Consider the following 9646-nt stretch of genomic DNA (forward strand, 5'->3'; position numbering starts at 1 on the left):
CTAAATTATTCGTTTAAACTTCTTTTCAAGTTCGTATTTTGATAATGAAATGATTGTTGGTCTTCCATGAGGACAGTTGAATGGATTTTCAAGTTTTAACAATTGGTCAATTAAAGAATCCATTTCTGCATAACTTAATTTGTTATTTCCCTTAACTGCTGCTTTACATGACATTGACGCAATTTTTTCTGTTAATAGTTCAGAATTTAATTTTGTTGTCTGTTCTGACAAATTATCAATAAGGTTCATCAATACCTCTCTTGCATCTAATGTATATAAATCAGCCGGGATACCTCTTACTGCAAAATCCTGACCACCAAATTCCTCTATTTCATAACCTATTTCTCTGAAATTATCTATAAATTTTTCTAAAAGTTGTGCTTCAAGCATGCTTAGATTTAAAATTATAGGAGGATTAACCATTTGAGTGTTAATTTCTTTATTTTTTAAACCAGCCATAATTTTTTCAAACATAACTTTTTCATGAGCCGCATGTTGGTCAATGATGTACATTTTATCTTCGTACTCAACAATCCAGTATGTATCAAATACCTGCCCTATTATTTTATGTTTTTTTCTTGCTGTATCTGTCAAAAAGTTATCTTCAAAAAGATTCATTGTCATATCTTTTGAAGTTTTTGGAACATCAAATCTGGTTTTAACATTTACGGCTTTTTCTTCTGGAATTAATGCGTTTTCCATATTAGATGTATTATCTAAAGATATATCTTCCTTAGTTATTTGATTTGACTCTTTGTTCCTAATAGTTACTGATATTTCTTTGTTATTATGATTATTTTTTAGGAAATCTTTATTCTCAACTATAACATTAGTATTATTTTCAATATTATAGTTTACATCATTTATATTATCGCTATTATTAGTAATATCTGATTTAAAATTACTATCTGATTGTTTTATATCGGATTGTTTGTTGTAATTTACTTCCTCTGAAATAAAATTATCTGATTTATTCACATCAGATTCAATGTCATGTTTTCTTTCAATCTCATCTGTTCTTTTTGTTTCAAATGGCTCAGGCACCTTTATTGCAACAGGAATATCCTCTTTTTCTTCTGTAAGTTTAACCTGTGGAATCTTCGGCTTCTCAATAATTGCTTCAGATAAAACTTCCACAATCCATGGATATAAATCTTTTCCATTTCTAAATCTAAGTTCCATTTTAGACGGATGAACGTTTACATCTAAAAGGTCTGAATTAATTTTCAAATGCAAGACTGTAAAAGGATATTTATGTTGCATCATAACAGGTGCAAACGCCTCTTCTATCGCTTTTGTTAAAATAGTACTTTTAATATATCTTCCATTTACAAAATAATTCTCAAATGTTCGGTTTCCTTTAGAAATTAATGGCTTTCCGATGAAACCTTTAAGATGTGCAAATTCACATTCTTCATTTATTTCTATTAAATTATTAGTTATTTCTCTACCATATATATTATAAATTACATCTTTCAAATTACCGTTTCCCGGAGTATGTAACTTAGGTTGTCCATTATTTATGAAATTAATGGCTATTTCAGGATGCGAAAGTGCTATCCTTTCAACAATTTCTGAAATATATCCGGCTTCAGTCTGAGGAGTTTTTAAAAATTTTCTTCTTGCAGGAGTATTGAAAAAAATATTTCTTACAAGAAATGTTGTTCCATCAGGAGCACCTATTTCTTCGAGTCCTTTTTCCTTTCCTCCTTCTATAGTATATTTACATCCAACAAATGAATCTTGTGTTTTTGTAATTAACTCTACCTGACATACAGCTGCGATACTTGAAAGGGCTTCACCTCTAAAACCAAGAGAAGAAACGACCATTAAATCTTCGACAGATTTAATTTTACTTGTAGCATGTCTCAAAAATGCAGTTTTAATATCATCTCTATCAATACCACATCCGTTGTCTGTAATTCTTATAAGTTTAGTGCCACCATCTTTAATTTCAACACTAATTTTATCAGCACCCGCATCAATTGAATTTTCCATAAGCTCTTTTACAATCGATGCCGGCCTGTCAATTACTTCTCCGGCAGCTATTTGATTAATTGTATTTTGATCTAATAATTTAATATTGCTCATTTACCATCTATTCCTTAATTTGTTCTGTATTTTATACAAATGATTTAAAGCATCTATTGGTGTCATAGTTCCTAAATCAAGTTCTTCAATTTCAGTGATAATATCATCTTCTTTTACTGTATCAAACAAAGACATCTGATGTAGTTCAACATTATCATTTACTCCTTTTATGGAATTTCCGGGAGTCATATTTGCGGCAATTTCCTTTGCTTTAGCTGTTATATCTGCATTTGATAATTCAGCAACAAGTTCTTTTGCTCTATTTATAACACTATCAGGAACACCGGCTAATTTGGCAACCTGTATACCATAACTTTTATCTGCTCCGCCCTTAACAATTTTACGTAAAAATACAATATTATCGCCCTGCTCTTTTACGCTGATGCAATAGTTATTTACACCTTTCATAGTTCCTTCAAGTTCAGTTAATTCATGATAATGAGTTGCGAATAATGTTTTTGCACCAAGTAATTTTATATCACATATATGTTCAACTACCGCCCATGCAATACTTAATCCATCAAAAGTACTTGTTCCTCGGCCTATTTCATCAAGAATCAACAAGCTTTTTGGTGTTGCATTTCTAAGGATATTAGCAACTTCTGTCATTTCAACCATAAAAGTACTTTGACCGCTTGCTAAATCGTCAGATGCCCCTACTCTTGTAAATATTTTGTCGCACACGCCTATATTTGCACTCGTTGCCGGAACAAATGAGCCAATCTGAGCCATAAGAGTAATAAGTGCTGTCTGTCTCATATATGTTGATTTGCCGGCCATGTTTGGGCCTGTAATAATTGATACACGATTATTATTCATGTCTAAATATGTATCATTAGTTACAAACATACTGTCAGGCATCATTTTTTCAACGACAGGATGTCGGCCGTTTTTAATATCTATAATACCTTTTTCATTTATGTTAGGTTTAACATAATTATTATGTTCAGCAACATATGCTAATGAAGCAAATACATCAATTTTTGCTAATGCTTTTGCAGTAGTCTGTATTCTAACAACCTGCGATGATATCTCATCTCTTATTTCACTAAATATATTATATTCTAATGAAAATAATTTATCTTCTGCACCTAATATTACATCTTCTAATTGTTTTAATTCATCAGTTGTGTATCGTTCTGAATTGGTCAATGTTTGTTTTCTCACATAATAATCCGGGACTAAATCCTTATATGAATTTGTAACATCAAGATAATATCCAAATACTTTATTGTATTTTATTTTAAGTCCTTTAATACCTGTCTTTTCTTTTTCTTTAGTCTCAAGTTCTGCAAGCCATGTTTTTCCTTCTGTTTTAGCTTTTCGTAATCTGTCAACCTCTTCATTATATCCTTCTTTAATAATTCCCCCCTCTTTGATATTAATTGGTGGATCTTCGTTTATTGAATTATCTATCAATGAAGTAATATCATCTAAAACATCTAATTCTTCTGTAATTTCTTTAAAAAGAGGACTCTTAAAATCCTGTATTACCGTTTTTATATGTGGCAACATTTTTAAAGAATTAAGCAAAGCTATTAAATCTCTTGGATTAGCTGATTTATATGCTACTTTACTTATAAGTCTTTCTAAATCGTATATTGGAGAAAGATATTCTCTTAATTCATCCCTTGTAATTAAAGATTTATTTAATTCCTCGATTGCTTTTTGTCTTTTTATAATAGATTCTTTATCAATTAACGGCTGTTCTATATAGCTTCTTAGCATTCTTGCACCCATAGCCGTTTTTGTCTTATCGAGCACCCATAAAAGAGATCCTCGTTTTTGTTTTTCACGTAATGTTTCACATAACTCCAAATTTCTTCTGGTAGAAGTATCTAATATCATAAATTTATTCGTTGAATAAGGAATTATCTGAGTTAAATGAGATAGTGAGTTTTTTTGCGTTTCTGTTAAATACTGCATTAGAGCACCGGCAGCATTTGTTCCAACATCATAATTATCAATTCCTAATGCTGATAAATCATAAACCTTGAAATGATCAGTTAATGCTTTTTTACACATATCATCATCAAAATACCATGATTCTAACTGGAATAATGTGATATTTAATCTGTTTTTTAAATCGTCAATATCAATTCCTGTAAGTAAAAATGCATCATTGCATATTATTTCACTTGGCATGAATTTATAGATTTCATCAAGTAATGCCCTGTTGTTTTCAACTTCAGTGACAAAAAAATCTCCTGTTGTAATATCTACAATAGCTATTCCAAAACAATTTTCCACACATACAATAGACATTAAATAATTATTTTTAGTTTCATCTAATGCAGATGTGTTTAGATTTGTTCCGGGAGTAACAATTCGGACAACTTCTCTTTTTACAATTCCTTTTGCTGTTGCAGGATCCTCGACCTGCTCAACAATCGCAACCTTATATCCTTTTGTTACAAGTTTGTTTAAATAAGAATCTACAGCGTGATAAGGGACACCACACATTGGCGCCCTTTCTTCTAAGCCGCAGTTTTTTCCTGTTAAAGTGATTTCAAGTTCTTTTGATGCTGTAATAGCATCTTCAAAAAACATTTCATAAAAGTCACCTAAACGGTAAAAAATAATGCAATCCTTATATTGTTTTTTAGTTTCTAAGTATTGTTGCATCATTGGTGTAATACTCATATTATGCCTCTATTTCTCCAAAATAATAAAATCCTTTGGCTTTTAGTAATTTAACTTTTAATTCCTGACCAATTAAATCCTTAGTTCCCTTAAAATGAACTACCGTGTTGTTGCTTAATCGTCCTGTAATTAATTCAGGGTCATGGCTGTTTACTTCTTCTGCCATAACTAATTGTGTTGTTCCTTCATATTTGGCAGTTTTCTTTGATGATATTTCATTTACAACTTTTAAAAGTCTGTCAAATCTATCTTTAACTACATCCTGTGGAACCTGATTTTCCATTTCTGCAGCAGGTGTTCCCGAACGCTTTGAATAAATAAATGTAAATGCACTGTCATATTGAACTTTCTTAACAACATCTAGTGTTTCATTAAAATCTTCTTCTGTCTCACCGGGAAAACCAACAATGATATCTGTTGAAATTCCAATATCAGGAATTGCTTTTCTTAATTTATCTACGATTTCAAGATAATGCTGTTTGTCATAATGCCTGTTCATTATTTTTAATAAACGGTCGCTTCCTGACTGTAATGGCAAATGCATCTGCTTGCAAATTTTTTTAGAATGAGCCATTACATCAATTAATTCATCAGACAAATCCTTTGGATGACTCGTCATAAATCTAACTCTCTTTAGACCGTCTATTTTTTCAATTTCCTGTAAAAGCTGTGCAAATGTCATTGGATTTTCTAATGTCTTACCATATGAATTAACATTTTGACCTAACAACATTATTTCAACTACACCTTCACTAACTAATTTCTTGATTTCATTAATTATATCTTCAGGTTTTCTGCTTCTTTCCCTTCCTCTAACATATGGTACAATACAGTAACTACAAAAATTGTTGCATCCATACATTATATTAACTCCTGATTTAAAACTGTATTTTCTTTCACTAGGTAAATCTTCTACTATTTCTGTTGTGCCCTGCCATATATCGATTACAGATTTTTGACCTGAAAGTCTTTCATATAATAATTCTGCTAACTTAAAAATGTTATGTGTACCAAAGATTAAGTCAACAAATTTATAACTCTTTTTGATTTTTTCAACAACATGTTCTTCCTGCATCATGCATCCGCATAAACCTATAATCATATTGCCGTTTTCTTTTTTTAATTTTGATAAATATCCTAATCTTCCGTATATTTTTAAATTAGCATTTTCACGTACAGTACATGTATTATAAAGTACTAAATCAGCATGTTCATCTTCTGTTTCTTCATATCCGATTTCATTAAGAATACCTATAAGTTTCTCTGAATCTTTGAAATTCATCTGACATCCAAATGTTGCTACACATGCCTTTAATTTTCTTCCTAATTCTTTTTCTCTATTAGAAATTATTTCTTTACATTTAGCTATGTAATAAGCCTGCTTTTCTGTTTCATTTACAAAATTCACTTTATTTCTCCTAAACTATCTCATTTGTTATTATGGTATCTAAATTGATATCATTTTCATGCTGCTTAAGTTCATCCACAATTTGGAAATTAAACCCTACACCGATTTTATATGTATCTATATTTTTTAAATATCTGTCATAAAAGCCTGCGCCATATCCAATTCGCTTTCCTTCTTTAGTAAATGCAAGTCCCGGAACTATAACAATATCCGGTTTAGGTGCAATATTATCTGTGACAGGTTCAGGTATTTTCATATAGCCTTTTTTTAACTGATTAAAATCAGTAATTGTATAAAATGTCATGTCGTTTCCAATTACTTTTGGAAGTGCAAGAATTTTACCTTTATTTAAGCAGTCACTCATAAGCAATGTCATATCAACTTCATTATTTACACTACAATAGCAGTAAACAACTTTACTGCTATTATAAATTTTGCTATTTATTATTGTATTATTGATTTCCAAATTATAAAGTTCAAATTTTTGGTAATCAAGAGATAATCTTTTTTGCTTTATTTCTTTTCTAAGAATGTTTAAATCCATTTTAATGTCCTTTAGGTTTTAAATCCACAATTGTTCCATCAGGATTTTTAATTTTTACATTTTTTAATTCACCTTTTAAATTACCAATAACAGCCATTCTATATTCTGTACGCAACTGTTCCTGTTCTTTCTTTTCACTGTCAGTTAATCCTTCTGCTTTAGATTTTCTTGCCAATTCATTTATTCTCTTTATTTTCTTCTGGTCCATTTTTTCTTTTCCTTTTATTTTATTTTAGAAATATATATGTAGTATCACTATTTGCCGCGATTGCACCAATAAAATACCCTTTTTCTTCAAGCAATACTTCTGTCGAAGGGAATTTCTGAATTGCAACATATTCATATTCTTTGCCAAATAAAGGCTTTTTCTCATTGACACTTGCAATGAGATTATTATTAATGAAAACTATCTTTTCTTTATTACTGTAAACTGCATCAACCTCGTTAGTCTCTAAATTAAGAAATTGGCTTTTAGAATCTTTGTCAATTTTAACATATGGTGTTCCGTTAATTAATATAGCATTTGCTCTTGTTGAACTTCCGGTTTTTGTTTTGTTAATACATGTATATTCTTCTTTGCTTTCAAGATTATAAAAGCAAATCGTTTCTTCATCCTTATTAAAATCGAATGTAGAATATAACAAATAATTATTCTGAACCTCAGCAAATACTAATGTAGTATCATAGTATGCCTGGGCTATTGACGGGATAACCATATGTGTCTGTTCAAGTAATAAATCCGATATAAATTGCTGAATGTTTATTACCATTAAAGTTTCAACAGCTGCTTCTTCTTTTTCGAGTAAATCATGCTTATTCTCATCAAATAAAGAGTATCCTGTTTTCATAATACATGAATTTTCGTTATATGGAATCATAAATTCAATTCCATTGTTAATTAAATTTTCATCGTTGATTTTATATTGCTTATTATCTACAAAATTAAATAAAATAGATGAAAAATCAAAAAATCCGGCATAATTATCTTTATAATTTCCTCTTGGAATTGCCCTTTGTATTATTAAATTAGATTCATTTAATATATATATTTTTATTTGTTTTTTATCAGGATATAGATTTAAATTATCCTTTAAAGTAATTATTTTTAAATATGTATCATCAATATAATTATATTTAATTATATTTAAATTGTAATTTCCATCATATTGATCATCGAATTCAGTAAAATAAATATAATCTGACTGAAACTGACAGTCTGTAATATTAAAAACCTGTAGTTTTTCGCTTCTTGGAAGAATTTCTTTTCTTATATTATCTTCTAAATGATACACGAAATAGTGTACTTTTTTAATATTGCTAAACTTACTATCTTCATATTCTTTTTCAAGAATTATATCATCTTTTAAATGAATTCCATTAAAATATTCTGATTGGGCTAAAAATCTAATGTTCATTATGACTCCTCACGCGTTTATATAACGAAATTTTTACAAACTAAATCATACTACAAAATTGAAAAAAGGTCTATATTTTCATTCTTAGATATGTATAACTCAAAATTGCAAACCTTTAATCTAAATATAATTGTTCAAATAATAATGCTATGGTCTGAATTCAGAAATAATCGATTCAAACACCTTTATACCATCAATAGCTGCACTTGTAATGCCTCCGGCATAACCTGCCCCTTCACCACAAGGATAAACACCTTTAAATACTGATTGAAAATCGTCTTCTCTTATAATTCTTACAGGTGATGACGTTCTGCTTTCAATCGCCGCAAATACAGTATCTTTATTATCAAATCCCTGTATTTTCTTGCCAAAATATGGCATTGCCTCTTCTATTGAATCGCAAATATATTTAGGTAATACATTTTTTATATTCGCAAAAGAATATTTTCCTTTTATGTCAGGAATAACATTTCCAAATTCATGACTGATTTTGTTATTTACAAAGTCACCATATAGTTGAACAGGAATTGCACCTTTTCCTTCATTAAATGCTTTTTCTTCTAATTCACGTTGTAAATACATTCCTGCTAATGGATGTTTACTTTCAAAATCATTTGGAGTAATAGTTGTAACTATCGCACTGTTTGCATTTTTACCATCTCGAGCGCTATAACTCATACCATTGACAGCTAAACGTTTATCTTCAGAAGAAGCATTAACCACGCATCCTCCAGGACACATACAAAAAGAATATACGCCTCTTTTGCTCTTTGTATTGTATGTTAATTTATATGGTGCAGCAGGCAAACCTTCACAATTATCAACTCCATATTGTGATTTATTTATCATATCCTGTAAATGCTCAACACGAACTCCTATTGCAAATGGTTTTTGTTCCATTGAAAATGATTTGTTATATAGCATTTCGAAAGTATCTCTTGCACTATGACCTATAGCCAAAATACATATTTGACTCTGAATTTTTTCTGAATTATTGATTTCTAAATTATAAAAACCACCTTCTTTTTCGATGTTAGTAAGCTTACTTTCAAACAATATTTTTCCACCAAGTGATTCTATTTCTTTTCTTAAGTTTTTTACAACAATTTGAAGAATATCTGTTCCTATGTGAGGTTTTGAATCATACATGATATTTTCGGGTGCACCACATTTTACAAATGTTTCCAGAACAAAATTCTGACGACCGTTTTTATCTTTAATTCCTGTGTTTAATTTTCCATCAGAAAAAGTTCCCGCGCCACCTTCTCCAAATTGAACATTTGACTCTGTATTTAATTTACCGGTTTTCCAAAATTCTTCAACATCTATAATTCTACTGTCAACATCCTTGCCTCTTTCAATTATTATAGGATTATAACCTGCTTTCGCTAAAAGATAGCCACAAAACATTCCGGCCGGACCAAATCCTACAACAACAGGTGGATTTTCTATTTTTTTATTACCCGTAACATTGTATATGTATTTTTCTTCTTTTTTTACAATTGAAACATCTTTAGGTAATTTTTTTAAATTGTATTTATTTAA

The 9646-nt window shown here is 29.8% G+C and carries 7 protein-coding genes; all 7 read right to left on the reverse strand.

Annotation, left to right across the window (positions count from 1 at the left end; translation table 11 throughout):
- Entirely contained in the window at positions 1 to 2091 is a 2091-nt protein-coding gene (gene mutL / locus ABMA45_RS09280; protein WP_022089614.1) for a DNA mismatch repair endonuclease MutL, read from the reverse strand.
- Positions 2092 to 4734 carry a DNA mismatch repair protein MutS gene (mutS, locus tag ABMA45_RS09285; RefSeq protein WP_022089615.1) on the reverse strand — a complete coding sequence of 881 codons (2643 nt, stop codon included), beginning with the start codon at positions 4732 to 4734 and terminating at the stop codon, positions 2092 to 2094.
- Between the two features lies 1 nt (position 4735).
- The gene (gene miaB, locus ABMA45_RS09290; RefSeq protein ID WP_022089616.1) at positions 4736 to 6142 is read right to left on the reverse strand and encodes a tRNA (N6-isopentenyl adenosine(37)-C2)-methylthiotransferase MiaB; all 1407 of its coding nucleotides are present in this window, start codon (positions 6140 to 6142) and stop codon (positions 4736 to 4738) included.
- 10 nt (positions 6143 to 6152) lie between these two features.
- Positions 6153 to 6686: a 5-formyltetrahydrofolate cyclo-ligase gene (locus tag ABMA45_RS09295; RefSeq protein ID WP_022089617.1), complete on the reverse strand. Its 534-nt coding sequence runs from the start codon at positions 6684 to 6686 to the stop codon at positions 6153 to 6155.
- 1 nt (position 6687) lies between these two features.
- A complete protein-coding gene (locus ABMA45_RS09300; RefSeq protein ID WP_022089618.1) occupies positions 6688 to 6894 on the reverse strand; it encodes a DUF896 domain-containing protein in 207 nt (68 codons plus the stop codon).
- A gap of 19 nt (positions 6895 to 6913) precedes the next feature.
- Entirely contained in the window at positions 6914 to 8101 is a 1188-nt protein-coding gene (locus ABMA45_RS09305) for a hypothetical protein (RefSeq protein WP_022089619.1), read from the reverse strand.
- A 147-nt stretch (positions 8102 to 8248) separates the two neighbouring features.
- Positions 8249 to 9646, reverse strand: a 1398-nt coding sequence (locus ABMA45_RS09310; protein ID WP_348030234.1) for an NAD(P)/FAD-dependent oxidoreductase, incomplete at its 5' end; no start/stop codon positions are given.

The sequence above is a fragment of the Eubacterium sp. CAG:156 genome (assembly GCF_000434315.1).
Lineage (GTDB): Bacteria > Bacillota > Clostridia > Lachnospirales > Lachnospiraceae > Eubacterium_U > Eubacterium_U album.

Excerpts from the sequence above, each read along its gene's own strand:
- ABMA45_RS09300 (WP_022089618.1), bottom strand. The coding sequence starts at position 6,894 with ATGGACCAGAAGAAAATAAAGAGAATAAATGAATTGGCAAGAAAATCT.
- mutL (WP_022089614.1), bottom strand. The coding sequence starts at position 2,091 with ATGAGCAATATTAAATTATTAGATCAAAATACAATTAATCAAATAGCT.
- ABMA45_RS09295 (WP_022089617.1), bottom strand. The coding sequence starts at position 6,686 with ATGGATTTAAACATTCTTAGAAAAGAAATAAAGCAAAAAAGATTATCT.
- mutS (WP_022089615.1), bottom strand. The coding sequence starts at position 4,734 with ATGAGTATTACACCAATGATGCAACAATACTTAGAAACTAAAAAACAA.
- ABMA45_RS09305 (WP_022089619.1), bottom strand. The coding sequence starts at position 8,101 with ATGAACATTAGATTTTTAGCCCAATCAGAATATTTTAATGGAATTCAT.